Consider the following 26,575-nt stretch of genomic DNA (forward strand, 5'->3'; position numbering starts at 1 on the left):
CCGGCATCGCCGGCCATATCGTCCGCCATAAGGTCAAAGATATGGCTTTTCAAGTTATTCGGCTTGACCTATGCCTGCGGCTGCCGGCGGAAGGGCCGTCGGCGACCGTTGTACAGGCGCCGCCCATGATCTTCTTCAGCGATGAAATCGGCGCCGGCTCCTGATGTCCCCAGTCCCGCCCGGCGTCCCCGCGCTCCCGTCGAAGCCGCGCATCGCTCCGCCCGCCGGAGCCTGTGACGCACATGCCCACATCTTCGGGCCGTTCGCGCGCTTCCCGCTCGCCGAGGAGCGCAGCTACACTCCGCCCGAAGCCACGCCGGAAGCGCACCGCGCGATGCTCGATGCGCTCGGCTTCGATCGCGGCGTCGTCGTCCAGGGCTCCGCCCACGGTGTGGACAATCGCGCGATCGCCGCCGCGATCGCCGCGGCGCCCGATCGGTTGCGCGGCATCGCCGTCGTCGACGAAAATGTGACCGATGCCGCGCTCGCCGAGCTGCGCGCAGCCGGATTCGCGGGCGTGCGCTTCACCCAGGTCAAATCGAAACGCTATCCCAACGGCATGGCGGGGGCGAGCGACCTGCGCACGCTCGCGGCGCTGGCTCCGCGCCTGCGCGAACATGGCCTGCATGCGCAGCTTTTCGCCAATGCCGACACTGTCGTCGAAGCGCGCGACAGCCTGCTCGCGCTCGGCCTGCCGATCGTCGTCGACCATATGGGCCGCACCGGGCAGACCGACTGGAACGCCGCTTCGCCGGTCTATCGCGAGTTCCTGGCGCTGGTTCGCGAGGGCCGGCTGTGGGTGAAGCTGACGATGGTGCGCAGTTCGGCCGCCTATCCGAGCTATGAGGATGCGCGCAGCTTCCATGAGGCGCTGGTCGAGGCCAATCCCGATCGACTGGTGTTCGGCTCCGACTGGCCGATGCTCAACCTCGGCGAGCGAACGCCGGACATCGGGGCGCTCGTCGACCGGTTCCGCGACTGGACCGGCGACGAGGCGGCGGCGGCCAGGATAATGGTAGACAACCCGGCCGTTCTCTATGGGTTCTGAGCCGATGGAGGTCGCCGAAGAGCTGATGCGGCAGTCCCGAAAGGGCGACGCCATAGCCATTGTCATGAAGGAGCTCGCAGGGGATGACGATATGGCCGGCTGGCGTGGCGGCTCGAGCCACCTCACAGGCGATCCCGCATTTCCGTCCCCCACGCGCAGACTGCTGGTCGGCGAGTCCGTCGAAGCGTGCGGAGAGGCGTTTTCGTGGCGGGGCCGGCGGGTGTCCAGCCACCGGGCGGAGCCGGGTGATGCCCGGGGCCTGGTGCTCACCTTCATCGAGACAGCGCCCGAGGCCGCGGACGAATTCGAGGACTGGTACGAAAGCGAGCATATGCCGCGCCTCGCCGCGCTGCCCGGCATATTTCAGGCCGGGCGGTACCAGGCTCTTCCCGGCCATGGACCCACCCACCTGGCCTTTTATCTGATGAGCGATCTGGCATTGAGCCAGTCGGCGCAGTGGATGGCGGCGGCGCGCACCCCATGGTCGGCCCGCATGCGCCGCTTCTCCTCGCTCTACACCCGCTATTCCTTCTGGCGGGAACCCTAGCGGCATGCTTCGCCGCCGCCAGATGCTGGGCCTGACCGCTTCGGCTGCGTTGCTGCCGGCCCGGCTCGGCGCTGAACCGGCGGAGGCAAGAAGATGCCTGGTCCCCGCACAGGCGCAATCGAAGGATCCACCGCCCCAGGCGCCGGCCGAGGCCCGGCTGCGGCAACTGGGCCAGGTCCGCCTCTTCGCATGGGACACGGGAGGAACCGGGGATGCCGTCGTCCTGCTCCACCCGATGACCGGCAGCCACGCTGCGTGGCCCTATCAACAGCCGGCGCTCGCCGCCGCGGGCTATAGGGTGATCGGCTATTCGCGGCGGAATTTCTACCAGTCGGACGCGCATGCCGCCAGCACCCCTTCGACCGACGCGGAGGATCTCCGCGCGCTGCTCGACCAGCTCGCGATCGACCGGGCGCATATCGTCGCATCGGCGGCGGGCGCCCTCGTCGCGCTGGATTTCGTCGCACTCCACCCCTGCCGGGTCCGCTCGCTGGTGCTCGCATCGAGCCTGGCGCTCGCCACGACGCCCGAGGACCATGCGATGCTGAACGGCCTGCTGCCGAACGGATGGGACGAACTGCCGCCCGCGTTCCGCGAGCTCGGCCCCTCCTATCGCGCGGCCAACCCGGTCGGCGTACGGCGCTGGACCACGCTGCAGGAACAGGCGCGCCACGGCCCGCCGCCGGCGCGGGGCCAGGCGCGACCTTCCGACGCGCTCGATCCCGCCTCGCTCCCTCCGGTGCTGGCGATGGGCGGCGACGCCGACCTCTACGCCCCGCCTCCGCTGATACGCGCTTTCGCGCGGCGCCTTCCCGATGCGGAGATCGCCATCTTCGCCGAAGCCGGACATGCGCTGTTCTGGGAACAGCCGGACGGCTTCAACCAGCGCGTCCTGTCCTTCCTCCATCGGGTCCGATCAGGGAACAGATGATGACCGACATGCCCCTTGCCTCGCCCCCCTCCGTCCCGCTCCCCGATCTGGCATGCGACGCCCATGCGCATGTCCTCGGCCCCTATGACCGCTTTCCGCTGGCCCAGGAGCGCAGCTACACCCCGCCCGAGGCGACCGCGGAGATGCACCGGACCATGCTCGGGGCGCTCGGCTTCGCCCGCGGCGTGTTCGTCCAGCCGACCGCCTATGGCGACGACAATGGCTGCCTGATCGATGCGATCGCGCAGGCACCGCACGCCCGGGCGGGCATCGGCGTGGCGGAGCCCGAAACGAGCGTCGAGCATCTCGCCGGGCTCCGCGCCGCCGGGCTGCGCGGCCTGCGCTTCGTGGAGATGCTCTCGCAGCGCTACGGCGGGCGGCCCAAGGGATCCTGCGGCTTCGCCGAACTCTACGACATGGCGCCCCGCCTGCGCGAGGCGGGGCTGCACGCCCAGCTATTCTCCAAGACCGAGACCTTCGCCGAGCATATGCCCCGTCTGCTCGACACAGGCCTGCCGCTGGTGCTCGATCACATGGCGACGGTCGGAAAGTCGGCCGGCGGGGTCGACGATCCCGCCTTCCAGACCCTGTTGGCGCTGCTGCGCGAGGGTCGCATCTGGGTGAAGCTCACCGTCGTCCGCCGCTCGACCGAGGCCCCCCACTATGCCGACGCGCGGCCGTTCCACGACGCCCTGATCGAAGCCAATCTCGATCGGCTGGTCTGGGGAACCGACTGGCCGTTCGTGAACATGGCCCACAAGCCCGACCTCGGCGGCCTCATCGACCTGTTCGACAGCTGGACCGCCGACGAGACGATCCGCCGGAAGGTGTTCGTCGACAATCCGGCGACGCTCTACGGCTTCGGCTGAGCTACTCCATCGCGTAGAAGGCGAACTTCTTTCCACCCTCGTCGACGAAGGGCGCCGCGCGCATCGCGGGCTGCTCGGCAAAGACACGTTCCCAGGCGGCCAGGCGGGGCCGGCCGGCCCGCCATTCCAGGCCGGGGGCACGAAAGTCCATATAGGCGAGCGCCACGCCGATCGCGATGCTGCCGACATTCAGCCTGGCGTCGTCGAGCGCCTCCACCTCCGCATCCATCGCGTCCAGGCCGGCGCGCATCTTTGTCGTGTAGGCGGCGAGATGGGCCGTCGACCGATGGCCTTCCCCCCGGAAATGCTCGTCGCGCAGCAATATGGCGACATCGACCAATCCGTCGGCCAGGCACTGCCAACGCAGCGCCCGCCAGCGCGCGGCCGGTTCGGCCGGCACCAGGATCCCCCCGCCCGCCACCGCGTCGAGATAGTCGCAGATGACCCTCGAATCGTAGAGGACGGTCCCGTCCGCCAACACCAGCGTCGGCACCTTGTTCAGCGGATTGTCCGCCATCAGCTCCGCATTGAGCCGCGCCGGTCCGACGCGGCTGCGGACGCAGTCGATCCTGTCGGCGAGGCCCAGCGCATGCGCCGCCACCATGACCTTGCGGACGAAGGGGGCGCTGGGCGACCAGTGTAGCTTCATCCGGCCGCCCGATCGGTTGCGATCAGCGCGTCGAGGATGAGCACGCCCCCCGTGCCGGGGTAGACCAGCAGCGGATTGATCTCGATTTCCTGCACCCAGGGCGAGGCGGTCAGCAACGCCCCGAGCTGCGCCGCGACGGTCGCGACCGCCGACAGGTCGACGGCGGCCTCCCCTCGCCAGCCATCGAGCAACCGGGCGCCGCGCAGCGCCCGTATCTCGGCCAGGATCGCCACCTCGCCGAGATCGGCCGGGAAGGTGCGGACATCGTTCAGCGCCTCGACCCACACGCCTCCCAGCCCGATCGTGAGCATCGGTCCCCAGGCCGGATCGCGCCGCGCCGAGACGAACAATTCGGTGCCGCGCTTCGCCATCGGTTCGACGAGCATGCCGTCGAGCGGGATGGCGATCGAGCCGCTCATCCGGGCGAATGCGTCGCGGAGCCCGGCCTCGTCGGGGATGCCGAGGATGACGCCGCCGACGTCGCTCTTGTGCGGCAGGGCAGCGCTTTGCGCCTTCAGCGCCACGGGATATCCGATGCCGGCGGCGGCGGCGACCGCAGCCTCCACATCGGTGGCCAGCCGCCCCTCTGGCACGGGCAGGCCGGCCCTCCCCAGCCATTGCTTCGCCTGCCATTCGGGCATCGCCGCCCCCGCATCCGCCGGCATCGCGGGCACCGACGACAACGCCGCGGTGCGCTGCTGTCCGATGGATGCGGCATGGCGCATATAATGGCCGATCGCCGCCATCGCCCGCTCGGGGACGCGGTAGAAGGGAATGCCGGCTTCGCGCAGCAAGGGCGTGAGGTCGGGCGAGATCGGGCTGTCGCCGCCGAACAGCACATAGAGCACCGGCTTGCCGGTGTCCGGCAACAGCGCCAGCGTCTCCTGTGCCGCCTTCAGGCCGAACTCGGGCGACGACGGCATGATCGCGATCAGCAGCGCGCCGACGCCGGGCTCCTCGAGCAGCAGCCTTCCGCAGCGACCGTAGATATCGGGCTGCTGAAGGGCCTGCGCACTGACGTCGAGCGGGTTCTCGGGCGAGATGAAGGCGGGAAGTTCCGTCGCCAATGCGTCCCTCATCCGCTCGATCGGCGGCAGGGCGACCTCCACCGTCTCGCAGAAGTCCCCCGCCAGGCTCTTGAAAGCCCCCGAATCGGTCAGGATCGCGAGTCCGCCCTGCGGCGGCTGCGGGCAGCGGAGCACGAGTTCCGCCACGTCGACCAGTTCCTCGACCGTATCGACGCGGATGATCCCGGCATGATCGACCGCTGCGCGCATCGCTGCATGGTCGCCGACCATCGCACCGGTGTGCGACGCCGCCGACTGCCGGCCGGCGGCGCTCCGCCCCGGATGCAGGAGCAGCAGCGCCTTGCCCGCGCGCTGCGCCTTCGCCGCGCCGTGGAGAAAGCGGTCGGGGCGCCGGATCTGCTCGGCGAAGACGAGGATGACGCGCGTCGTCTCGTCGCCGATCAGTTCGTCCAGAAAATCCTCGACCCCGAGCACGGCTTCGTTGCCGGTGGCGATGGTGTACGAGATGTCGAGCTGCCGCGCCTCGAGCGCCATGCGGATCGCGCCCACCATCCCGCCGCTCTGCCCGACGATAGCGATCGCCGGGCCCTTGACTGCGCGGGGTTTGGAGTTGCCGAAGGTGAGCGGGATGTTCCCGACGAAATTGGTAAGCCCCGTGCAGTTCGGTCCGAGCAGGGCTATGCCCGCGTCGATCGCGTGGCCGGCGAGTTCATCCTGCGCCCTGCGCCCCTCCTCGCCCGTCTCGGCGAAACCCGAACCATAGACGATCGCCGACCGGACGCCGCGAAGCCCGCAGCGACGTACCGATTCCGGCACGCTTTCCCGCCCGATCGCGATCACCGCAAGGTCGACGTCCTCGGGCAGCGCATCGACGCTGGGCAGGCAGGGCCGCCCCTCGATCGTCTCCGCCCGCCCGACCAGGTGGATCTCCCCGGGAAAGGCGAAGCGCTCGAGATTGGCCAGCAGCCGCCGGCTGAAGGCGGACGGGCTGGATGAGGCGCCGACGATCGCGATCGAACGCGGACGCAACAGCGCTCCGACGTTCGCCCGGCACCGGTCGATCGCCTCAGTCATCCTTGGAATAGCCTTCGAGACCGGGGCGGAAGCTCTTGGCGTCGAGAAACTGCGAAAGGCCCTGGCTGCGGCCGTTGCTCTTGTCCTGCTGCCGCACCTGTGCCGCCTTTGCGGTCAGATAATCCTCGGACGCATCCCAGGTCATCGAACGCACCTGCTTGAACGCGATCTTGGCTCCGTTCATCACCGTCAGGTTCTTGCCCATCAGCTCCATCGCGAGCGCGCGGACATGCGTGCGCAGATCGGCCAGCGGCACCGCTTCGTTGACGAGCCCCATCTCGGCGGCCTTGCGTCCGTCGAAGTTGCGCCCGGTCATGATGTACAGCAACGCGTCGGCGGGCCGCATCTTGTCGGCCACCGCCTTGGTGACGTTGCCGCCCGGGATGATGCCCCAGTTGATTTCGGAGATGCCGAACACCGCCTCGTTCGCGGCGACCGAGAGATCGCAGGCGACGAGCGGGGTGAAGGCGCCGCCGAAGCACCAGCCGTTGACCATCGCGATGGTCGGCTTGCCATAGTGCATGAGCTTGCGCCACTGCCAGGCATAGGCGGTCTGGCGGACCCGGCGGATCGCGCTCGGCGACAGCTTGTCGGTCTCGCGGAAATATTCCTTGAGATCCATGCCCGCGGAAAAGGATTCGCCCGCGCCGGTCAGGACGAGCACCTGGCAGCGATCGTCGAGTTCCAGATCCTCGAGGATCTCGAGCATCTCGCTGTTCAGCGCCGGGCTCATCGCGTTCCGCTTATCCGGCCGGGACAGCGTCACCCAGGCGATCCCCTCGTCGAAATCCACCGTGACGCAGCTTCGTTCGATCCTGTCCATATGCCTCTCACCTTCCGTTCGCGGCGGCGCAGGTGTCGCCGCCAATTATGACTAACAGCTAATCTTATGGCCTTTTTGGCGCGGCGATGCCCATATCCGACATCGTCGTCCATCCCGCCGAGACTTGTAGTTAGGTTAGTTACCTAATAACAGCGTGGCATGACGAAGCAACCCCATCAGGCCCCACCCACGACCCCGACCGCCGAACTGGCCGACCGGCTCCGCCCGCTGCTGCTGCAGGTGAGCCGGCAGCTCAGGCGCGAGGCGCAGAAATCCGGCATTTCTCCGCTCGAGTCGCAGATCCTCATGGCGATCAAGCAAAACCCGGGGGTCGGAATCTCCGAACTGGCGCAGGTCGAACAGATGAGTCGCCCGACGATGAGTGTTCACGTCAAGCGCCTGGAATCGTCCGGCTGGATCGAACGCGCCCCCGGCAGCGATGGGGGGGACAAGCGGCGAGTCGCGCTGGCGTTGAGCGATGCAGGCAGCCAGGCGCTGGCGGCCGTCCGCCGGTCCCGCACCGACTGGCTCATGACCCGACTGGCGCTCATGGAGCCCGGCGAACTGGCCGCGCTCGACGCCGCGGTCGTCCCGCTGGACCGTCTCGTCCGGCTGAACGTCTGATGGCCGGGGACACCATCGGCGCCGAGCAGGATCGGGCGCCGGCGCGGACGGGGCCACTGTTGCCCATGATCATCGGCGCCGCGCTGTTCATGCACACGCTCGACAGTAATGTGATCGCCATCGCGCTGCCGACCATGGCCCGGTCGCTGCACACCGATCCAGTAAAGCTCAATGTCGCGATCACCGCCTATCTTCTGGCGGCGGCGGTGTTCCTGCCCCTCTCGACCTGGGTGGCCGACCGTTTCGGCGCGAAGAACGTGTTCCGCGTCGCCATCGCCGCCTTCGCCGCCAGCTCGCTGATGTGCGGCGTCGCGCAGGACTTCTGGCAGCTGGTCGGCGCGCGCATGCTGCAGGGCGCTTCGGGCGCGATGATGCTCCCGGTCGGGCGCCTCGTCCTGCTGCGCAGCGTGCGTAAGTCGGAGCTGGTGCAGGCGATGTCCTATCTGACGATCCCCGCCGTGATCGGGCCGATCGTCGGCCCGCCGCTCGGCGGTTTCCTCGTCACCCACACCTCGTGGCGCTGGATCTTCCTGATCAACGTGCCGATTGCGGCGATCGGCATCCTGCTCGCCACATTGTTCATTCCGGCGGTACGGGAGGAAAAGGTCGACAGGCTCGACCTGCGAGGACTGGTCCTGTCCGCCGCAGCCCTTTCGGGACTGGTCTTCGGCTTCGAAAGCCTCGGCAACGACACGCTGCCCTGGCCGCTGGTCGTCGCGATATTGCTCGGCGGCGCGGGCTGCGGCTATCTCTATCTGCGCCATGCGCGCAGGACGCCGGGCGCGATCATCGACCTCTCGCTGCTCAGGATCCAGACCTTCCGGGCATCCGCCGTCGGAGGCCTGTTCTCCCGTCTGATCCTGGGCGCGATCCCCTTCCTCCTCGCCCTGATGCTCCAGCTCGGCTTCGGCATGTCCGCCTTCGAGGTAGGGCTGCTGACCTTCAACACCGCGCTCGGCGCGATCGTGGTGAAGGCCAGCGCCCCCGCCATCATCCGCGCGCTCGGCTTCCGCAACGTGCTGATCGGCAATGCCGTGCTGCTGGCGGCGGTCTCGGCGGGATATGCGCTGTTCGGGGCCGCGACGCCGCACTGGATCATGATCGGCGCACTGTTCTTCGGCGGCTTCCTCCGATCCCTGCAGTTCACCACGCTCAACTCGATCGCCTATGCCGACGTGCCGCCGGCCCGGATGAGTCACGCATCGAGCCTTTCGAGCATGTTTCAGCAGCTCGCCCAGAGCCTGGGGGTCGGCTTCGCGGCCGCGATCATCGACCTTCAGCGCGACTGGCACGGCCGTGCCATGCCGGCCGCGGCCGACATCGGCATCGCCTTCCCGATCATAGCCGCCGTTTCGCTGGCCGGGCTGATCTCCTTCCTTCGCCTGCCGCCCGACGCCGGCGCCGAAGTCTCCGGACGCAGATAACGCGCAAAGGGCTTGCATCGATAATATCGAAAAGATAGCTTTATGACCTATAAGGACTAGGGAGAGCATCTTTGAGGCGTTCCACCGGCAGGGCGGGCATCGTGGGCATCGCCGTCGCAGCCATGCTTCTGGCGGGACAACCGTTCGCCGGCGAAGGCGCGGCAAAACCGGATTCGGCACTACGGCCCGCGGGCGACATCGACGACGCACGCATGCTGGCCGCCTCGAGCGAACCGCAGAACTGGCTGCTCAACGGCGGTAGCTTCGGCGGCGAGCGCTACTCGCAGCTCGACCAGATCAATCTCTCCAATGTCGGCCAGCTGAAGCCCGCCTGGTACTTCGAATATGATACCACCCGTGGCCAGGAGGGCGAGCCGATCGTGGTGGACGGCGTCATGTACGTCAGCACCTCGTGGAGCAAGGTCTATGCGCTCGACGCCGCCACCGGCCGCCAGCTCTGGTTCTACGATCCCGGGGTTTCGGGCGCGGACGGCGCCAAGGCGTGCTGCGACGTCGTCAACCGCGGCGTCGCGGTCTACAAGGGCAAGGTCTTCGTCGGCGCGCTCGACGGGCGGCTGATCGCGCTCGACGCGCGCACCGGCAAGGTCGTGTGGAGCACGATGACGGTCGATCCGAACAGCATGCAGACCATCACCGGCGCGCCGAGGGTCATCCGGGACAAGGTGATCATCGGCAATGCGGGGGCGGATTTCGGCGTGCGCGGCTATGTCGGTGCCTATGACGCGGCGACCGGCAAGCTGGCCTGGCGCTTCTACCTGGTCCCCGGCGATCCGGCGAAGGGAGCGGACGGCGCCGCATCCGACGACATCATGGAAAAGCTGGTCCGCCCGACCTGGTCGGGGGATTATGCGAAATATGGCGGTGGCGGGACCGCCTGGCAGACGATCATGTACGATCCGGATCTCAACCGGCTCTACATCGGCACCGGCAACGGATCGCCCTGGAATCCGAAGTATCGCACCGCCGGAAAGGGCGACAACCTGTTCCTCTGCTCGGTGGTCGCGCTCGACGCCGACACCGGCAAATATGTCTGGCACTATCAGGAGAACCCGCAGGAAGCCTGGGACTACAACTCGACCCAGCCGATGATCCTCGCCGATCTCGACATCGAGGGGCGCCGGCGCAAGGTGCTGATGCACGCGCCCAAGAACGGCTTCTTCTACGTCATCGACCGGCAGACGGGCAAACCCATCTCCGCCGCGCCGACCGTGCCGACGACCTGGGCGAGCCGCATCGACATCGCCACCGGCCGCCCGGTCGAGCCGGCCAATGCGCGCTATACCGAAGGGCCGTTTCTCGCGAAGCCGGGCACGGCGGGATCGCACAACTGGCACGCCATGGCGTTCAGCCCGAAGACCGGCCTGGTCTATCTGCCGGTGGCGGAGAACCAGTCGTTGCTAAAGACCAATCCCGATTTCAAGCCGGTGGCGATGGGGCCGTTCAACCATGGCGTCATCAGCCAGCATGGTGCTGGCGCCAGCTACCTGCTTGCCTGGGACCCGGTGAAGCAGCGCGAGGCATGGCGCGTCCCCTATCGCGGCGGCGGTGTCCTCGCGACGGCGGGCGGCCTGCTGTTCCAGGGCCGCGGCACGGTGATCGGCGAGTTCGTAGCCCTGCGCGCGGACGACGGCCGCCAGCTGTGGAGCTGGCCGACCCCCAACGGCATCCAGGCGGCGGCGGTCACCTACAGCGTCGGCGGCGTCCAATATGTCGCCATCTCGACCGGCGCGGGAGCGGGCGCGATGACCGGGGGTGCGGAGGCCCGGATGCGCCAGCCGGGACGGATGGTGGCCTTCCGCCTCGACGGTACGGCCACGCTCCCCAGGGAGCCCGCCCCGGCCCCGCCCGCCAATCCCGCTCCCGAGCGCTTCTCCCGGGAAGCGGTGAATCTCGGCAACGCGGCGTATCGCAACTATTGCTACCGCTGCCACGGGCCCGATGCGGTTTCCTCAAACGTCATCCCCGACCTCCGCCGCTCGGCCTTTCTGACCGACAAGGAGGCCTGGCACGCCGTGATATGGGATGGGGCGCTGGAAGCGTCCGGCATGATCGGCTGGTCGAAGTATCTGAAGCCCGAGCAGGTCGAGCAGCTCCGCGCCTATGTCTCCTCGGAAGCGACCCGGCTCAAGAATGGCGAGGCTCCCGGCGCCAAGCAGAGCGGCAGCCGGCGATCGAGCCAGGCGGTCGTACAGGAACAATGACCATGACCATGCCTCGCGAGATGGAGACCCCTCGACCGTGAACGACATCCCCCCCTTCGACCCCGGCCTGCTCGAGCTGGCCGGGCGCCTGGGCGCCGCGACGCTGCACGAGGCGGCAGGGCGGATCGGCGCGCTTCCCTCGGCGATCAAGCCGGTGGACCCGGCGATGCGACTGGCCGGGCCGGCCTTCACGGTCGTCGTTCCCGCCTTCGACAATCTTTGGATCCATCGGGCGATCTACCAGGCGCGGCCGGGCGACATCCTGGTCGTCGGCACCAGCGACGGCGTCGAGGCCGGCTATTGGGGCGACGTGATGAACGCGGCAGCGGAACAGCGCGGCCTCGGCGGGCTCGTGATCGACGGCGGCGTCCGCGACACGGCGGGGCTGGCGGAGGCGGGTTTCCCGATCTTTTCCAACGGTGTCTGCATTCGCGGCACGATCAAGGGCTTCGACGTGCCCTCGCGGCTCCAACAGCCGCTCGCCATCGGCAATGTCGTGATCCATCCGGGCGATCTGGTCGTCGGCGACCGCGACGGCGTCGTCGTGCTGCCGGCGGCGCAGGCCGCCGAAGCGGTGCAGGCGGGGTTGCGCCGGGAGGAGGACGAGGCGGCGAAGATCGCGCGGATCCGCTCGGGCGAGCGGACGCTGGACATCTACGGCTTCGGCGAGGACGCGCGATGATGGCGCGCCGCTCGACGAGACCCCTCCTGACGGGCCCACGCGGATGAGGATGTTCTGGTCGTCGCGCTCTCCCTTCGCGCGCAAGGCGGCGATGGTGGCGCACGAATGCGGCCTGTTCGACAGGCTCGAGCTGATCGACGTCCCCATCCCCGGCCCCGGTCCGCACGCCGGGCTCAACCGTGCCACGCCGATCGCGAAGCTGCCCACGCTGGTGACCGACGACGGGCTCGTGATCGCGGGCTCGCCGACCATCTGCGAGTATTTCGACGATCTCGGCCAGGGCGGCCTGATCCCGCGCGCTGGCGCCGAGCGCTGGCGCGCCCTTTCGCGTCAGGCGATGGCCGACGGGATGCTCGATATGTTGCTGCTGTGGCGCGCCGACCTGCGGCGGCCCGAGGGCTGCCAGTCGGCCAGGCAGCAGGGCGTCTACGAAAGCCGGCTCATCGCGACGCTCGACCGGTTCGAAGGGGAAGCCGCCTCGCGGGAAGGCTTCGACATCGGCGACGTCGCCACCGGCATCCTGCTCTCCTATCTCGACTTCCGCTTTCCCGAGATCGACTGGCGCGCGGGCCGGGCTGGCCTGCGACAGGCGCATGCGACATTTTCCGCCCGTCGCTCGGCGATCGACACCGCCTTCGCCGCCGGGGCCTGAGCGCCCCGCTCAGGCCCTGATCAGGCCCTGAGCAGCGCGGTGTCGATCGGCAGCGAGCGGATCCGCTTGCCGGTTGCGGCGTGGATCGCGTTGCACACCGCTGGGATGGCCGGCGGCAAGGCGGGCTCGCCGAGGCCCGTGGGCGGGAAATCGGTCTTCAGGAATTCGACCTCGACGATCGGGGCCCGGTCTATGCGGATCAGATCATGGTCGTCGAAATTGGCTTGTACCGCGCCGCCATTCTCGATCGTGATCTGCTGGAACAGCGCCGAGCCTATGCCGTCGATGACGCTGCCCTGCACCTGATTCACCGCCATGGAAGGGTTGATGATGTGGCGCCCGACATCTGCCGCCACCCAGACCTGCTTGACGCTGGGCGTGCCGTCCTTCGCAACGGCAACCAGCGCGACCTCGGCGAAATAGCCGAGATGGCTGAAATAGCAGGCGACCCCCATGCCGGTGCGCTTGGGAAGGCTGCGCTTGCCCCAGCCCGACATCGCGGCCGCCTTGCGCAGAACGTCGGCCATCCGCTTCGTATCGAAGTTGACCTTCTCGGCGGAGCCGGGGCGCAGGCTGCGCCCGGTGGGGAGCAGGCGCGGCTCCGCGAGCATGTCGAGCTGGAACTGATAGGGGTCCTTGCCCGCGGCGTGCGCCAGTTCGTCCATGAAGGACTGGAAGACGAAGGCGATCGCATTCGATCCCGGCGCCCGCAGCGGCCCGGTCGGTATGCCGCATTCGATCAGCGAGCTTTCGTAGAGGCAATGCGGGACGAGTTGCGCGGGGATCTCCGTCGCGGGCAAGTCCGCCGACCGCGCGACCCTCCCGCCGGCGCCGAAGGTGACGAAATGATCGTGAAGCGCGACCAGCCTGCCCAACGCATCGAGACCGCCCTTCATTCGGTGGAATCCGGCCGGGCGGTAGAAGTCATGCTGCATGTCGTCCTTGCGCGACCATAGCAGCTTGACCGGCCGGCCGGCCTTCCTCGCGATATAGGCGGCTTCCACCATCGGATCGGCGATCAGCCGGCGCCCGAAGCCGCCGCCGCAGCGGATCAGGTGGACCGTGACGTTGGCCTCCGGGACGCCGAGCGTCTCGGCGATGAGCGCGATGCCGCGAGCCGGCGCCTGGGTCGGTGCCCAGACCTCGACCTTGTCGCCAGTGACGGAGGCCGTGCAATTTTGCGGTTCCAGCGTCGCATGGCTGATGAAGGGGTAGAAATAATCGGCTTCGACCGTCCTGGCCGCCTCGGCCATCGCCTTGGCGACGTCGCCATCGTTGCGGATGACGGTCGTCGCCGGTTGCGCGAACAACCGTGCCGCCTCCTCGGCGAAATAGGCGCTGGAATGGGTCGCGATCGCGCCGCCATCCCATTCGGCCTTCAGCTTCGCGCGGGCTTTTTCCGCGCGCCACCAACTGTCCGCGACGATCGCGACCCCGCTGACCAGCCCGCCCGCCGGCGCATCGGTGCTGCCGTCCACCGCGAAGGCCGCGATCACGCCCTTCTCGCGGGCGAGTTCGTCGAGATTGGCCTTGACCAGCTTGCCTCCCGGCACCGGGCATTTGGCGAAGACGGCATAGGCCATGCCGGGCACGTCGACGTCGATGCCGAACTGCATCTTTCCCGCGACGATCGCCCCGATGTCGACCTGGGGCGTGGGCTTGCCGATGATGCGATAGTCGGCTTCGGGCTTGAGCGGGACGCTGGCCAGGTCGGGCACCGGCATCGTCGCGGCGAGCCCCGCCAGCGCGCCATAGCCCAGCTTCCGGCCGCTCGCCGCGTGCATCACGACACCGGCTTCGGTCGTGCACTCGGCTATCGGGCATTGCCACCGCTGGGCAGCCGCCGCGATCAGCATCTGCCGGGCCGCCGCGCCGACCCGGCGCAGAGGGTCCCAGTGCAGCGGCGTCGCATAGCTTCCCCCTGCGATCTGCTGGCCGAACCGCCGCGCGTCGGCATCGGCCTGTTCGACGCGAACATCCTTCCAGGCGATGTCCAGCTCCTCTGCGATCAGCATCGGCAGCATTGTCTTGATCCCCTGGCCGATCTCCGGATTCTTGGCCATGATCGTCGCGATGCCGTCGGGCGCGATACGGACATAGCCGTTCAATTCCGCCCCGGCCTCGGTCGCGGCGCGCACCGCGGCGGCGGCCGGGCTCATCAGGCCCAGCATCAGACCGCCGCCGAGCGCGGCACCGATCTTCAGGAAAGCGCGGCGGTCGGTCTGCTCCAGCATTTCGATCATCATGCCCTCCGGTCTTCGACGGCGAGACCGCCGGCACGCTTGATGGCCGCCCGGATGCGCGAATAGGTCGCGCAGCGGCAGGCGTTGCCCGCCATCGCGCTGTCGATGTCGGCATCGGTCGGCGTGGGAGTGGATGTCAGCAGAGCGGTGGCCGCCATGATCTGGCCCGTCTGGCAATAGCCACATTGCGGGACGTCGATCTCCTGCCACGCCGCCTGGACGCTTCGGCCGACCGGATCGGAGGCGATGGCCTCGATCGTGCGCACTTGGCTGCCGCCGATGGTTCCGACCGGTGTGATACAGGAGCGGACGGCCACGCCGTCCACATGCACCGTGCAGGCGCCGCACAGCCCTGCTCCACAACCGAATTTGGTGCCCTTGAGCCGGAGCTCGTCGCGCAGCACCCACAGCAGCGGCATCTCCTCCTCGACGGCCACCTGACGGGTGCTTCCATTGATCGAGAGGGTAATGGCGTCAGCCATGAACGACTCCGCAAAGGCCAATAAAACGGACTATAGGCTATACGCTCCAGCACCCGTTGGCTAGTATCGGCTTTGCGCGCCCGGCCGGCCTTGACCGCCACGCCCATGACGGAGCGAGGCGGTCAAGGCGGCAGAAGGAGACAGCTGCGCCTTATTGTGCGGCCACGGCCCAGGGCTTCACCACATTGCCGCCCTTCATCACGAAGCGCACGCGCTCCAGTTCGGTGACGTCGGACAACGGATCGCCCGATACCGCGATGATATCGGCGTAGCGCCCCGCCTGGACGGAGCCGACATCGGCCTTGGCGCCCAGCAGTTCGGCGGCGTTGACCGTCGCCGCGCGGATCGTTTCCAGCGGAGGCATGCCGGCGGCGACCATCAGCGCGAACTCCTTGCCGTTGGTGCCGTGCGGCGCCATCCCCTGATCGGTCCCGAAGGCGATCTTCACGCCGGCCTTATAGGCCGCGCCGAGATTCTTGATCGTGATCGGGCCGACCTCGAGCGCCTTCTTCGCCGACGATGGCGGCAGCGACTCCGGATGCGCCTTGGCGACCTTAACCACCGTATCCGCCACCAGCAGCGTCGGCACGAGCCAGGTACCGTGCTCGACCATCACCTTATAGGCAGCGGCATCGCCGAACGAACCATGCTCGATCGAATCGACGCCCAGCGCCGAGGCGCGCACGATGGCGTTCTGGCCATGGGCATGGGCAGCGACGCGCATGCCCAGATTATGGGCGGTATCGACGATCGCCTTGATCTCGGCATCGCTCATCAACGTGACATTGGGATCGTCGCCGATGCTGAGCACGCCGCCGCTGGGCATGATCTTGATCAGGTCCACGCCGTCGCGGTGCATCTGACGCACGATGCGCACGGCATCCTCCGGACCGTCGACGACCTTGTTCTCGCTGTGCACGTCCAAGTCGGTGCGGATGCCGTTGCGCGGATCGCCATGGCCACCGCTGGGGCCGAGCGGATAGCCCGCGACCCACAGGCGCGGACCGGGGATCTCGCCGCTCTTGATCGCGCGCTTCAGCGCGACAACGACATCGGTGTCGCCGCCGACGTCCCGTACCGAGGTGAAGCCGGCATCCAGGGTGCGCTTCACATAGGCGACCGAGGCATAGGCCGTATCGAGATTGTTGGTGGTGAAGCGCTCGGCGATCGGGTTCTTGCCCGTATATTGGCCCGTGATGTGGTCGTGCATGTCGATCAGGCCCGGCAACACCGTCGCCGACGACAGGTCGACCACCTCGGCGCCCGTCGGCGTCACGAACCCGTCTTGCACGCCCGTGATCCGGTCGTCGTGGATCAGGATGGAAACCTTGTCGCGCGGCTTGGCGGTAACGCCGTCGATCAGGTGGCCGGCATGGACCACCACGTCGCGCGCGAGCGCCGCGGTCGATGTCGCGCACAAAGCCAGCACCGCGACGCGCAGCAGCCGGGAGGAAAGGAAGCCAGCCATGGAAACTCCGGAAAAAGAGCGACGGCGGCGTCTTTGGAGACGCCGCCGTGCCGGGATCAGAACTTGGTACGAAGATTGACGCCGATGGTACGGGGTGTTGCGCTGTTCACCAGGGTCCGTCCGACCGCGATCGCGCTGGATGTGGCACGGGTGATCGCCGTGTCGTCCAACAGGTTGGTGACGAACAGATAGGCGCCCCACGCACTGTCCGGCCCCTCGACGCCGAGGCGCGCGTTCACGAGCTGATAGGAGTCGACCTTGCGGGTGAACGTACCGGTAGGCCGGAAGTCCGAGTAAGAGCCGCCGACGGTGTTGCCGTCGATGCGGGCAAGACCGGACAGATTGTCCGTCAGCGCCCAGACATATTGCGCACCGATGCCGGCCGAGAATTTCGGCACATACGGAATCCGGTCGCCCTTCAGGCCGGGTGCGCTGACGTTCGCGTTGGCCTGGTTCTCGCGCAGCTTGGCGTCGATGTAGGACGCGTTGCCGGTGATCGTGAAGCCGGCCGCCGGGCGAATGGTGGCTTCCAGCTCAGCGCCGCGGACGCGGGCCTTGCCGGCGTTGGTGATGAACGAGAAGGCACCGTTCGGCGTGCGCCCCGTGATCTGCATGTCGCTCCAGTCGATCTGGAAGACATCGACGTTCAGGAACAGCCGGCGGTCGAACAGCGTGTTCTTCAGGCCGACTTCGTAGTTCCAGAGGCTGTCGGACTTGTAGGGGGTCAGTTCCTGCGCCAGGCCGATGACCTGGTTGGCGCCGCCGGGGCGGAAGCCCTGCGCCGCTTCGGCGTAGAACAGCACGTCGTCGGTGATCTTGTAGGATCCGTTGAACTTGAACGCCGTGCCGTCCTCATCCGACTTGACGAAGGAGAGCGGCCGAACGACCGCGCCCACCAGGATCGATCCGATCGTCGTCTGTCCGCTGATGTCCTTGTCGTAGCGGAAATAGCGGCCGCCGACCGTCAGGTTGAGCCGATCGGTGACGTCGTAGGAGAATTCGCCGAAGGCGGCGACCTGCCGCAGGCTGTCGTCGATGAAGCGCACCGTGGCGATCTGCTGCGGCTCGATGATCGCGCCGGTGACGGGATCGGCATTGCTCTGCGGATTGGCGACCGACGTGTCGCGATCCGAGTAGAAACCGCCGACCGTCCAGTTCAGCGGGCCGCTGCCGTCCGAGCTGAGGCGAAGTTCGGCGGTCCAGCTCTTCATGGTCTGCTGCGGGAAGAGGGCCGAGGTCGACTGCGAGTCGACCAGCGCATAATAATCGGTGAGCTGGGTCGACGAACAGGGCTGGCCAGCGCTGACGCGGGCCGCGCAGCCCGCCGCCGTGCGGGTCGAGCGGATGAAGCGCGACACGTCCGACACGGTATCGAGATCGCGATCGAGATAGGAGACCACGCCCGTCAAGACGACGCCGCCGAAATCATAATTGGCAGTGAGGCTGTAGAGTTCGAGGTCGTCGCGCACCGGCTGGCGGGTCAGCGCGTCCGAATTATATTTGCCGGACGTGAGCGTCCAGGCGTTGGTATCGGTCCGGGTGCGGTTGATGTAGGCCGCCGCGTCGATCGTCAGCGCCTCGGTCGGCTGGAGGCGCACCAGGAAGCGGCCGCCATAGCTCTTATTGTCGTTGATGTTCTTGATGTTCAGCGTCGTGTTGTCGACATAACCGTTGGCGTTGCGGTAGAATCCGACGGCGCGCACTGCGATCTTGTCCTCCACGATGGGCACATTGACCATCGCATTGCCTTCGTAGTTCAGACCGCCGTCACGCGTGTCGGACAGGCTCACGTCGACCGCGCCTTCGCTGGTGAAGGTGGGCTTCTGGTAGATGACGCGCAGCGTGCCGCCCATCGATCCCGATCCGTAGAGCGTGCCCTGCGGGCCGCGCAGTACTTCGACCCGCTCGACGTCGAACAGCCGCAATTCCGGGGTCGAACCGCCGGAATCGTTGCCCGCGCCGATCGAGCCGGTGACGGGGGTCTCGTCATAATAGGTGCCGACCGTCGGTTCGCCAGCGGCGCGGATGCCGCGAATGACGACGCGGCGGTTCGACGGGCCACCGTCCTCGAAGGTCAGGCTGGGGATCGAGGAATTGAGGTCGGCGATGCTTTGCACGCCCGAATTCGCGATGGATTCGCCCGTGACGGCGGAAATCGAAATCGGCGTGTCCTGCAGATTCGTGCTGCGCTTGAGCGCGGTCACGATGATCTCGTCACTGCCGGTCTCGGCCGGTCCTGTCGCCTGCTGGGCAAGAGCGGCGCTGCTGATTCCCAACATTGCCGTCGCCGTCAGCAGCCTGAGGCGCTTGTGCGCAATTTTCATCGATCGAGATTCGAGACCCATTATTTTTCTCCCTGTTTCGTTCGTAAGCGGCAACACATTGCCATGCCGCCCCATTTCGGTCGGCGGTATCGCCATGATCCAGCGATTATCCGCCCATCATCACGACGCAAGCTGTTTCGATTCCCCTTCAGCAAAACAGCGACATTTTATCGTCGCCCCTATGTCGACGCCAAAAAAATGGTCTGCCATTTTGCGGATGCGGTAGTCCTTTGCGCGTTCAGCCTGTAACAGCGGCTGCATAGCGTCAATATAAATCACCCGTCGATGCCTCTGCAAACGCGGCTAAATTTTATTTCTCCGCCCTTGTGCGCAATCAACGTGCAAACGGCCCGGCCTTCGCGCTTGCGTCATGCGGCGGCTGGCGTACCGCTCCGCAAAAATGCACGCCATGTGCGTCGATCCCGGTGCCGCTGGCTCGACGCCGCGAGCAAAGGGTGTTGCACTCCGGCCGGGAAACGGGAACGATCCGATTTCCGGGAAGCATATGTCCTGCAAGGGGATAGCCGAGTCCGGTTCGGGCAACAGGTTGATCGAACGGCGTATCGGACGCCGGGGCCGGATACCGCCGGAAAGAGCAAAGGGACTATAGGGTGGCGAGAAAACAGGTGCTGAGCGCGGCGATCGCGATGTTGCTGTGCGGAACCGCGTCGGCGCAGACGATGGATCCGGACTATGCCAAGACGGTGAAGGAGTGGACGACCAAGCCGGAGTTCATGAGCCCCCTGGTCGATCATCTTCCGGCCTCGACGACCATTCCCTCGCCGAAGGCGATCCTGGGCAACCATGTCGGTGCGCCCAACGTGCTGCATTATTACGACCAGATCATTGCCTATTATCGCGCCCTGGCGGCGAAATCGCCCCGCGTGAAGATCATCGAGATCGGCAAGAGCGAGGAAGGCCGCGAGAATCTCGTGGTCATGATCTCCTCCGAGGAGAATCTGGCCAAGCTCGACAGCTACAAGAAGAATCTGGCGCTGCTGGCCGATCCCCGCAAGCTCAGCGCCGCCGACGCGCCGGCGGTGATCGCGGCGACCAAACCGATCTACCATATCTCCGGCGGCCTCCACAGCGCCGAGACCGGCCCGCCCGAAATGCTGATGGAATTGAGCTATCGGTTGCTGACCGAGGACAGCCCGATGATCCAGGGCATCCGCGACAATCTCGTCGTCGCGATCACGCCCGTGCTGGAGGCGGACGGCCGCGATCGCTACGTCGACTGGTATTATCGCAACCTGATCGACGAAAAGGACGACCGCAACAAGCCCGGCGGCCCGCCTTACTGGGGCAAATACATTTATCACGACAATAATCGCGACATCAATTATTCCGACGTCAGCGCGCGTCATCTGATCAAATATTATCTCGATTGGCATCCGCCGATCATGCACGAACTGCATGAATCCGTGCCGTTCATGTATACCTATAGCGGCCAGGCGCCGCAGAACCCCGATCTGGACCCGATCCTGTTCGGCGAGTTGCCCTGGTTCGCGAATTTCGAGATGGCGCAGATGACGAAATACGGCATGCCGGGCGTGTGGACGCACGGCTTCGTCGATGCCTGGACGCCTGGCTATCTCGCCTTCATGTCGTCCAACCACAACGGCATGCTGCGCATGTACGAGACGTTCGGCAATGCCGGCGCCACCACCATGCTGCGCCATGTCGCCCCCGAAGTGCAGAGCGGCGTGCGCGGCGGCGACTGGACCAAGCGGGATTGGTTCCGACCCCTGCCTCCCTACAAGGAGGTCGTCTGGTCGATGCGCAACAACACCAATTACATGGAGACGGGCGTGCTGACCGCGCTCGATCTCGCGGCGCGCTTTCCCACGACCATCCTGGAGAATTTCTACAAGAAGAGCTCCAACGCGATCGAGGCGGGCCAGACCAAGGCGCCCTATGCCTACATCATCCCATCCGACCAGGCGGACCCGACCCGCATCGCCTTCGTCTCCAATATCCTGCAGCTGCAGGGGATCGAGATCGGCCGCGCGACCCAGCCGGTGAAGGTGAAGGAGGGCAGCTATCCGGCCGGCTCGCTGATCATCAAGCTGAACCAGCCCTATGGCCGCCTCGCCAAGATGCTGCTGAAGAAGCAGGACGACTATCCGGACGAAAATCTCACCACCTACGACGATGCCGCGTGGACGATGGGCATGATGACCCAGACGAACATCGTCGAGATCGCCGACAAGGCGGCACTGGACGTGCCGGTGACGCCGCTGGACCGCTTCGCGCCGAGGGGCCGGATCGCGGCTTCGGGAGCGCGCAGCTATGCGGTGCTGGATCATGGCGCGGTCGCCATGGCGACGCTGCGCTTCCGCCTGAAGGATGCGGCGGTGAAGATCGTCGAGAAGCCGTTCACCACCGGCGGCAAGACGGTGCCGGCCGGCTCCTTCCTGGTGGACGGCGCTGCCTATGCGACGCTGAAACCGGCGGTGGAGCAACTGGGGCTGGAAGCGATCGCCGTCTCCCGCGATCCCGGTGCCGTCGCGCATGACAGCACGCTGCCCCGCACCGCCCTGTTCAGCACCTGGGGTTCCAGCGAGAAGGTCGGCTGGGTGCGCTATGCGTTCGACCAGCAGGAAATGCCCTATGACCTGATCTTCAAGGAACAGGTCCGCGCCGGCAATCTGCGCGACAAATATGACGTCATCATCCTGCCGACCCAGGGGCGGTCGACCAAGGATATCGTGTTCGACGTGCCGATGAAGGGCAAGCCGCTGCCCTATACAAAGACCGACAAGTACAGATTCTCGGGCGATTTCGGCTCCACGGAGGATACGCGCGGCGGCATGGGCCTCGAAGGCCTGGTGGAGTTGCGCAAATTCGTCGAGGCCGGCGGCACGCTGATCACGACCGGCGACGCGAGCGCCGTACCGGTCGAGTTCGGCATCGCCGACGACGTGACCGTGGCGCGGACGACCGGCAATTTCTATGCGCCCGGCCCGATCGTCACCGCCAAGGTGCTCAAGCCCGCCAGCCCGATCTTCTACGGTTACGACGAGAAGACGATGCCGGTGCGCTGGGCGTCCAACGCCCTCTATACCGTGCCGGAGCGGCTGAAGGACCGGGTGCTGATGCAGTTTCCTGGCGGCAAGGACGGTGTGATGAGCGGCTTCATGCGCGGCTCCGATCAGGTGAAGGATCGCCCCGCGATCATCAACGCGCCGGACGGCCAGGGTCGCGTGCTGATGTTCGCCACCAACCCGATCTGGCGCTGGCAGAATTGGGGCGAGTTCCGGATGCTCTACAACGCCGTCCTCAACTGGAACCAGCTCGGCCTGACCGACGTGACGCCGCCGGGGCCCGGGCCCACGACCACACCGTAAAGAGCCTTTGCGGGTGGACGGGGGCTGCCTCCACCCGCGAAGCTCGCCGCATTTCAGGGGAACCATCGATGATCCGCACCACCGCTCTCGCCCTCGTCCTCTCGGCGCTGTCGATGACGGCCGCCGTCGCACAGACCGAACCGAAGCGCCCCAGCTTCCCGTTCACGACCGACGTCGCCTACGACGCATCGAAGGTCGCGCCGTACAAGGGCAGGCACGCCGCCGCCTACGCTTATATCGACGCCAACAAGGATCGGGACGTCGCCAACGTCCAGCGCTGGGTGCGCCAGCGGTCGATCAGCGCGCAGAATGACGGCGTCGTCCAGATGGCCGAGATGCTCCGCGACGACCTCAAGGCGCTGGGCTTCAAGGAAGCCGAGCTGGTGCCGACCAAGCGCCATCCCGGCGTCTGGGGCTATTATGACGCCGGCGCGAAGACCACCATCGCCGTCTACATGATGTACGACGTCCAGCCGATCGAGCCGACCGGGTGGAAGGTCGATGCCTTCGCGGGTACGATCGTGGAGGATCATCCGCTCGGCCGCGTGCTGATGGCGCGGGGCGCCACCAACCAGAAGGGGCCTCAGCGCATCTTCCTCAACGCGCTGCAGGCGATCATCGCGACCGAGAAGAAGCTGCCGGTCAACATCATGCTGCTGGCCGAGGGCGAGGAGGAGCTGGGCTCGCCCCATTATCCCGATCTGATCGCCAAATATGCCGATCGGCTGAAACGGGCCAATGGCGGGGTCATCTTCCCGATGATGAGCCAGGCGCCGTCGGGTGGCGTGCAGATGACGCTCGGGGTGAAGGGCAACATCTATTTCGAGCTGGAGGCTCAGGGCGGCCCGCAGGGCGGCCCCAAGGACGCGGAGGTCCACAGCTCGTTCAAGGCGATCGTCGATGCGCCGGGCTGGCGGCTCGCCCAGGCGCTGGCCAGCCTGACGAGCCCGGACGGCAACACGATCGTCGTGTCCGGCTATTATGATTCGATCCGCCAGCCTACCCAGGAAGAGCAGGAGCTGATCAACGGCGTCCTGCCCGGCTGGACCGCGCGCGAGCCGGAGCTGCGCAAGTCGCTGGGCGTCGACAAGTGGATCGACGGCCTCAGCGGCCGCGCCGCCATCACCGAATATCTGTTCGATACGACGCTGAACATCGACGGCATCTGGGGCGGCTATTCGGGCGAGGGCACCAAGACGATCCTGCCGCACAAGTTCACCGCCAAGCTGGATTCGCGGCTGGTGCCGAACCAGACGCCCGACGAGTCCGAACGGCTGATCCGCGCCCATCTGGACGCGAAGGGCTTTACCGACATCAAGCTGACGCGCCTGTCCGGTTATCCGCCGGCACAATCCTCGGTGAAGGCCGCGCTGGTGCAGGCGACGATCGGCACGTACCGCAAATATGGCATCACTCCGGACGTGATGCCGCGGCTGGCCGGCAGCGCGCCTTATTATGTGTTCACCGACATATTGAAGCTGCCGATCGTATCGGCCGGGATCGGCTATGGCACCGGCGCCCATGCGCCCAACGAATTCATCGTGATCGATCCCAAGCCGGGATCGAAGCTCGCGGGTATCGCCGACGCGGAGAAATTCTACGTCGATCTGGTCCACGCCGTGGCGGATGTGCGCTGATCTCGATCGCGAAGGAATGGACATGACGGAAGATCGCTTCACCCTCGATCGGCGCGGGTTCGCACTGGGGGCCACCGGGCTCGCGCTCGGCGCGCTGGCTGGCGGGATCGCGAGGGCGGCCCCGGCTGCCGAAGCGGCCACCTCGCCGGCAATCCGGGCGCTTTACGACAAGGCGATCGTGATCGACGCGCTTGCCTCGCCGGACAGCTGGAACGTGCCCTTCCCGACACCGGGCGAGATGACCCAGCAGAAGCTGGACAATGTCCGCGCGTCGGGCATCACGGCGATCAACCTGACGGTCGGAAAGCCCGGGAACCTGGCCAACACGCTGCACGAGATCGCGGCCTGGCTGCAGCATATCGACGATCACCCCGATGTCTTCCGGCTGGTGAAGCGCCATTCGGACATTGCCGCTGCCAAGGCAGAGAAGAAGCTGGGAATCATCTTCGGCTTCCAGGGCATGGGGATGATCGGCGAGGATCTGAGCCTGATCGACATGTTCGACGGGCTGTGGGTGAAGATCATGCAGCTCACCTATAACGACCGCAACGCGCTCGGTTCGGGCAGCTCGCTGCCCGACAGCGAGGGGCTCTCGCAGCTGGGCCGGCAAGCGATCGCGAAGATGAACGCCCGCGGTATCCTGGTCGATACCGGTCATGCCAATCCGCAAACCGCGCTGGACGCGGTGGCCGCCTCGACCCGGCCGATCACCTGCTCCCACACCGGATCGCGCGCCGTCTTCCCCAGCCAGCGCAACCAGCCCGATACGGTGCTCCGTGCCGTGGCGGAAAAGGGCGGCGTCGTGGGTATCTACCTCATGCCCTTCCTCGGCCGCGATCCGGTCGCGGCATCGCGTGCGCTGTTCGTCCGCCACCTGCGCCATGCGCTGGACGTGTGCGGGGAGGATCATGTCGGCATCGGCAGCGATCAGAGCATCACGCCCGTCGATATCTCGCCCGCCTATATGGATATCGTGCGCAAGACGGCGGAGGCGCGGCAGAAGGCCGGCATCGGCGCGCCCGGCGAGGCCGACAGCCCCGTCGCCGTGCCGGATCTCAACAGCGCGCGCCGCATGGAGATCATCGCCGCGGAGATGGACCGCGCCAAATATCCGCCGCGCGTGATCGAAAAGGTGATTGGCGGCAATTTCGACCGGCTGTTCCGGGAAGTCTGGCCGGCATGACCGCCGAAAGCGCGGCCTCGGCCGGCCGGCCATGGCCGCGCGCCGCTTATGGCTATTATGTCACCGGCATCCTGCTGCTCGCCTACACCCTGTCCTATGTCGATCGGCAGATACTGAGCCTGATGGTCGAGCCCGTGAAGCGCGACCTGCAACTGACCGATACCCAGATCAGCCTGCTCCACGGCTTCGCCTTCGCCATCTTCTACACGCTGGTGGGTCTGGTCCTCGGCCGGCTCGCCGATCGCCGCAACCGCCGCTCGCTGATCATCGTCGGTATCGCCATCTGGTGCGTCGCCACCGCCGCCTGCGGTTTCGCGGGCAGCCTCGGCACGCTGTTCCTCGCCCGCATGGTCGTCGGCGTGGGCGAGGCCAGCCTGTCGCCGGCCGCTTATTCGATGCTTGCCGACTATTTCCAGCCCGAACGGCGGGGACGGGCGATGGGCCTCTATTCGCTGGGCGTCTATCTGGGGTCCGGCCTGGCCTTCATCGTCGGCGGCCTGGTGATCGCGGCGACCAAGGACGCCGGCTCAGTCGTGCTGCCCGTGCTGGGATCGTTCCGGCCCTGGCAGCTCGCCTTCATCATCGTGGCGCTGCCCGGCCTGCTGATCGTGCCGCTGATGTTCACGGTGCGCGAGCCGGTCCGGCGCGAACTGGCCGGCAGCGAAGGCGGCTTCGGCCATTTCATCGAGCGGCGCGCCTTCTATGCGCCGGCGATCCTGGGCTATGCCGTGCTGGCGATCGTCACCTTCGCCTTCACCGCCTGGCTGCCGACCAGCTTCATCCGTCTATGGGGCTGGACCCCGAAGGACATCGGCATCGCTTACGGATCGATCATGCTCGTCTTCGGATCGGGCGGGATGATCCTGGCGGGCGTGGTGGCGGACCGGCTGGCGGCGCACGGGCGGCGCGATGCCCATCTCTGGCTGTCGATCATCGGCACCGCCGCCGCCATTCCCTTCGCGCTGGCGGCCGGCCTGGTGGCGACGCCCTACGCGGCGCTGGCGCTGGTGGCGCTCACCAGCTTCTGCATCAGCATGTCCATAGCGCTCGCGCCGGCCGCGCTGCAAAGCGTGACGCCCAACGGATTGCGCGGGCAGATGACCGCGCTCTATCTGCTGCTGATCAACCTGATCGGCATGGGTTGCGGCCCCACGCTGGTCGCGCTGTGTACCGATTATGGCTTCGGCAACGAACTGGCGGTGCGCAACTCGATCACGGTGGTCACGGTCTGCGCGGCGAGTCTCAGTGCGGTGCTGCTGGCACTGTCGCTCAAGCCTTATCGGCGGCTGATCACCTGATCGAGGGGAATGTGAAC

21 protein-coding genes are annotated in these 26,575 nt (G+C 66.8%); 14 read left to right on the plus strand and 7 right to left on the minus strand.

Annotation, left to right across the window (positions count from 1 at the left end; all coding sequences use genetic code 11):
* The first annotated feature begins 163 nt into the window (after positions 1–163).
* From ASE22_RS20100 to ASE22_RS20115, 4 genes are read left to right on the plus strand one after another with little or no spacing between them, the layout of a single operon-like run.
* Positions 164–1,048: an amidohydrolase family protein gene (locus ASE22_RS20100; RefSeq protein WP_056363815.1), complete on the plus strand. Its 885-nt coding sequence runs from the start codon at positions 164–166 to the stop codon at positions 1,046–1,048.
* A 4-nt stretch (positions 1,049–1,052) separates the two neighbouring features.
* Positions 1,053–1,595, plus strand: coding sequence for a hypothetical protein (locus ASE22_RS20105; RefSeq protein ID WP_056363816.1), 543 nt, complete (start codon positions 1,053–1,055; stop codon positions 1,593–1,595).
* 4 nt (positions 1,596–1,599) lie between these two features.
* Complete coding sequence (locus ASE22_RS20110; protein WP_056363818.1) at positions 1,600–2,526, plus strand: alpha/beta fold hydrolase; 927 nt, start codon at positions 1,600–1,602, stop codon at positions 2,524–2,526.
* A complete protein-coding gene (locus ASE22_RS20115) occupies positions 2,526–3,395 on the plus strand; it encodes an amidohydrolase family protein (protein WP_056364179.1) in 870 nt (289 codons plus the stop codon). The genes ASE22_RS20110 and ASE22_RS20115 overlap by 1 nt, the downstream gene beginning before the upstream one ends.
* 1 nt (position 3,396) lies before the next feature.
* On the opposite strand, the gene ASE22_RS20120 is transcribed toward ASE22_RS20115, so the two are convergent.
* From ASE22_RS20120 to ASE22_RS20130, 3 genes are read right to left on the minus strand one after another with little or no spacing between them, the layout of a single operon-like run.
* Positions 3,397–4,044, minus strand: coding sequence for a glutathione S-transferase family protein (locus ASE22_RS20120; RefSeq protein WP_056363819.1), 648 nt, complete (start codon positions 4,042–4,044; stop codon positions 3,397–3,399).
* A complete protein-coding gene (locus tag ASE22_RS20125) occupies positions 4,041–6,146 on the minus strand; it encodes an acetate--CoA ligase family protein (protein WP_056363820.1) in 2,106 nt (701 codons plus the stop codon). Before ASE22_RS20125 ends, ASE22_RS20120 begins: the two co-directional genes overlap by 4 nt.
* Entirely contained in the window at positions 6,139–6,969 is an 831-nt protein-coding gene (locus ASE22_RS20130) for a p-hydroxycinnamoyl CoA hydratase/lyase (RefSeq protein ID WP_056363822.1), read from the minus strand. The genes ASE22_RS20125 and ASE22_RS20130 overlap by 8 nt, the downstream gene beginning before the upstream one ends.
* A 159-nt stretch (positions 6,970–7,128) precedes the next feature.
* On the opposite strand from ASE22_RS20130, the gene ASE22_RS20135 reads away from it, so the two are divergent.
* From ASE22_RS20135 to ASE22_RS20155, 5 genes are all read left to right on the plus strand, one after another.
* A complete protein-coding gene (locus ASE22_RS20135; protein WP_056363825.1) occupies positions 7,129–7,593 on the plus strand; it encodes a MarR family winged helix-turn-helix transcriptional regulator in 465 nt (154 codons plus the stop codon).
* Positions 7,593–9,017, plus strand: a complete 1,425-nt coding sequence (locus ASE22_RS20140) for an MFS transporter (protein ID WP_056363827.1) — start codon at positions 7,593–7,595, stop codon at positions 9,015–9,017. Before ASE22_RS20135 ends, ASE22_RS20140 begins: the two co-directional genes overlap by 1 nt.
* A gap of 71 nt (positions 9,018–9,088) precedes the next feature.
* Positions 9,089–11,239, plus strand: coding sequence for a PQQ-dependent dehydrogenase, methanol/ethanol family (locus tag ASE22_RS20145; RefSeq protein WP_235536477.1), 2,151 nt, complete (start codon positions 9,089–9,091; stop codon positions 11,237–11,239).
* A 37-nt stretch (positions 11,240–11,276) separates the two neighbouring features.
* Positions 11,277–11,921: a 4-carboxy-4-hydroxy-2-oxoadipate aldolase/oxaloacetate decarboxylase gene (locus ASE22_RS20150; RefSeq protein ID WP_056363829.1), complete on the plus strand. Its 645-nt coding sequence runs from the start codon at positions 11,277–11,279 to the stop codon at positions 11,919–11,921.
* Between the two features lie 43 nt (positions 11,922–11,964).
* A complete protein-coding gene (locus ASE22_RS20155; protein ID WP_056363831.1) occupies positions 11,965–12,573 on the plus strand; it encodes a glutathione S-transferase family protein in 609 nt (202 codons plus the stop codon).
* Positions 12,574–12,593: 20 nt separating this feature from the next.
* Here the strand turns inward: ASE22_RS20155 and ASE22_RS20160 are convergent, their stop codons facing one another.
* The 4 genes from ASE22_RS20160 to ASE22_RS20175 all read right to left on the minus strand — a co-directional run bounded on the left by ASE22_RS20160 (position 12,594) and on the right by ASE22_RS20175 (position 18,883).
* Positions 12,594–14,816, minus strand: a complete 2,223-nt coding sequence (locus ASE22_RS20160; protein ID WP_235536476.1) for a xanthine dehydrogenase family protein molybdopterin-binding subunit — start codon at positions 14,814–14,816, stop codon at positions 12,594–12,596.
* Positions 14,816–15,298: a (2Fe-2S)-binding protein gene (locus ASE22_RS20165; protein ID WP_056363834.1), complete on the minus strand. Its 483-nt coding sequence runs from the start codon at positions 15,296–15,298 to the stop codon at positions 14,816–14,818. Before ASE22_RS20165 ends, ASE22_RS20160 begins: the two co-directional genes overlap by 1 nt.
* Positions 15,299–15,449: 151 nt before the next feature.
* A complete protein-coding gene (locus ASE22_RS20170; protein WP_056363837.1) occupies positions 15,450–16,766 on the minus strand; it encodes a metal-dependent hydrolase family protein in 1,317 nt (438 codons plus the stop codon).
* A gap of 56 nt (positions 16,767–16,822) precedes the next feature.
* Positions 16,823–18,883, minus strand: a complete 2,061-nt coding sequence (locus tag ASE22_RS20175; RefSeq protein WP_235537394.1) for a TonB-dependent receptor — start codon at positions 18,881–18,883, stop codon at positions 16,823–16,825.
* A gap of 13 nt (positions 18,884–18,896) precedes the next feature.
* Between ASE22_RS20175 and ASE22_RS27735 the strand changes: the two genes are divergently transcribed.
* The 5 genes from ASE22_RS27735 to ASE22_RS20195 all read left to right on the plus strand — a co-directional run bounded on the left by ASE22_RS27735 (position 18,897) and on the right by ASE22_RS20195 (position 26,558).
* Positions 18,897–19,316 (plus strand): hypothetical protein, encoded by a 420-nt coding sequence (locus ASE22_RS27735; protein ID WP_235538180.1) that lies wholly within the window; start codon positions 18,897–18,899, stop codon positions 19,314–19,316.
* 385 nt (positions 19,317–19,701) lie between these two features.
* Positions 19,702–22,440, plus strand: a complete 2,739-nt coding sequence (locus ASE22_RS20180) for a M14 family zinc carboxypeptidase (protein ID WP_235536475.1) — start codon at positions 19,702–19,704, stop codon at positions 22,438–22,440.
* 68 nt (positions 22,441–22,508) lie between these two features.
* The gene (locus ASE22_RS20185; protein ID WP_056363843.1) at positions 22,509–24,077 is read left to right on the plus strand and encodes a M20/M25/M40 family metallo-hydrolase; all 1,569 of its coding nucleotides are present in this window, start codon (positions 22,509–22,511) and stop codon (positions 24,075–24,077) included.
* 22 nt (positions 24,078–24,099) lie between these two features.
* Complete coding sequence (locus ASE22_RS20190; protein ID WP_056364182.1) at positions 24,100–25,260, plus strand: dipeptidase; 1,161 nt, start codon at positions 24,100–24,102, stop codon at positions 25,258–25,260.
* Positions 25,257–26,558, plus strand: coding sequence for a spinster family MFS transporter (locus ASE22_RS20195; protein WP_056363845.1), 1,302 nt, complete (start codon positions 25,257–25,259; stop codon positions 26,556–26,558). Before ASE22_RS20190 ends, ASE22_RS20195 begins: the two co-directional genes overlap by 4 nt.
* Positions 26,559–26,575: the final 17 nt, after the last annotated feature.

Origin of the sequence: Sphingomonas sp. Root720, assembly GCF_001428605.1 — a bacterium.
Classification (GTDB): domain Bacteria; phylum Pseudomonadota; class Alphaproteobacteria; order Sphingomonadales; family Sphingomonadaceae; genus Rhizorhabdus.

Coding starts and splice junctions, on each gene's coding strand:
- ASE22_RS20100 (WP_056363815.1), top strand. CDS start 164: ATGTCCCCAGTCCCGCCCGGCGTCCCCGCGCTCCCGTCGAAGCCGCGC.
- ASE22_RS20105 (WP_056363816.1), top strand. CDS start 1,053: ATGGAGGTCGCCGAAGAGCTGATGCGGCAGTCCCGAAAGGGCGACGCC.
- ASE22_RS20110 (WP_056363818.1), top strand. CDS start 1,600: ATGCTTCGCCGCCGCCAGATGCTGGGCCTGACCGCTTCGGCTGCGTTG.
- ASE22_RS20115 (WP_056364179.1), top strand. CDS start 2,526: ATGACCGACATGCCCCTTGCCTCGCCCCCCTCCGTCCCGCTCCCCGAT.
- ASE22_RS20120 (WP_056363819.1), bottom strand. CDS start 4,044: ATGAAGCTACACTGGTCGCCCAGCGCCCCCTTCGTCCGCAAGGTCATG.
- ASE22_RS20125 (WP_056363820.1), bottom strand. CDS start 6,146: ATGACTGAGGCGATCGACCGGTGCCGGGCGAACGTCGGAGCGCTGTTG.
- ASE22_RS20130 (WP_056363822.1), bottom strand. CDS start 6,969: ATGGACAGGATCGAACGAAGCTGCGTCACGGTGGATTTCGACGAGGGG.
- ASE22_RS20135 (WP_056363825.1), top strand. CDS start 7,129: ATGACGAAGCAACCCCATCAGGCCCCACCCACGACCCCGACCGCCGAA.
- ASE22_RS20140 (WP_056363827.1), top strand. CDS start 7,593: ATGGCCGGGGACACCATCGGCGCCGAGCAGGATCGGGCGCCGGCGCGG.
- ASE22_RS20155 (WP_056363831.1), top strand. CDS start 11,965: ATGAGGATGTTCTGGTCGTCGCGCTCTCCCTTCGCGCGCAAGGCGGCG.
- ASE22_RS20160 (WP_235536476.1), bottom strand. CDS start 14,816: ATGATCGAAATGCTGGAGCAGACCGACCGCCGCGCTTTCCTGAAGATC.
- ASE22_RS20165 (WP_056363834.1), bottom strand. CDS start 15,298: ATGGCTGACGCCATTACCCTCTCGATCAATGGAAGCACCCGTCAGGTG.
- ASE22_RS20170 (WP_056363837.1), bottom strand. CDS start 16,766: ATGGCTGGCTTCCTTTCCTCCCGGCTGCTGCGCGTCGCGGTGCTGGCT.
- ASE22_RS27735 (WP_235538180.1), top strand. CDS start 18,897: ATGGATTCGCCCGTGACGGCGGAAATCGAAATCGGCGTGTCCTGCAGA.
- ASE22_RS20185 (WP_056363843.1), top strand. CDS start 22,509: ATGATCCGCACCACCGCTCTCGCCCTCGTCCTCTCGGCGCTGTCGATG.
- ASE22_RS20190 (WP_056364182.1), top strand. CDS start 24,100: ATGACGGAAGATCGCTTCACCCTCGATCGGCGCGGGTTCGCACTGGGG.
- ASE22_RS20195 (WP_056363845.1), top strand. CDS start 25,257: ATGACCGCCGAAAGCGCGGCCTCGGCCGGCCGGCCATGGCCGCGCGCC.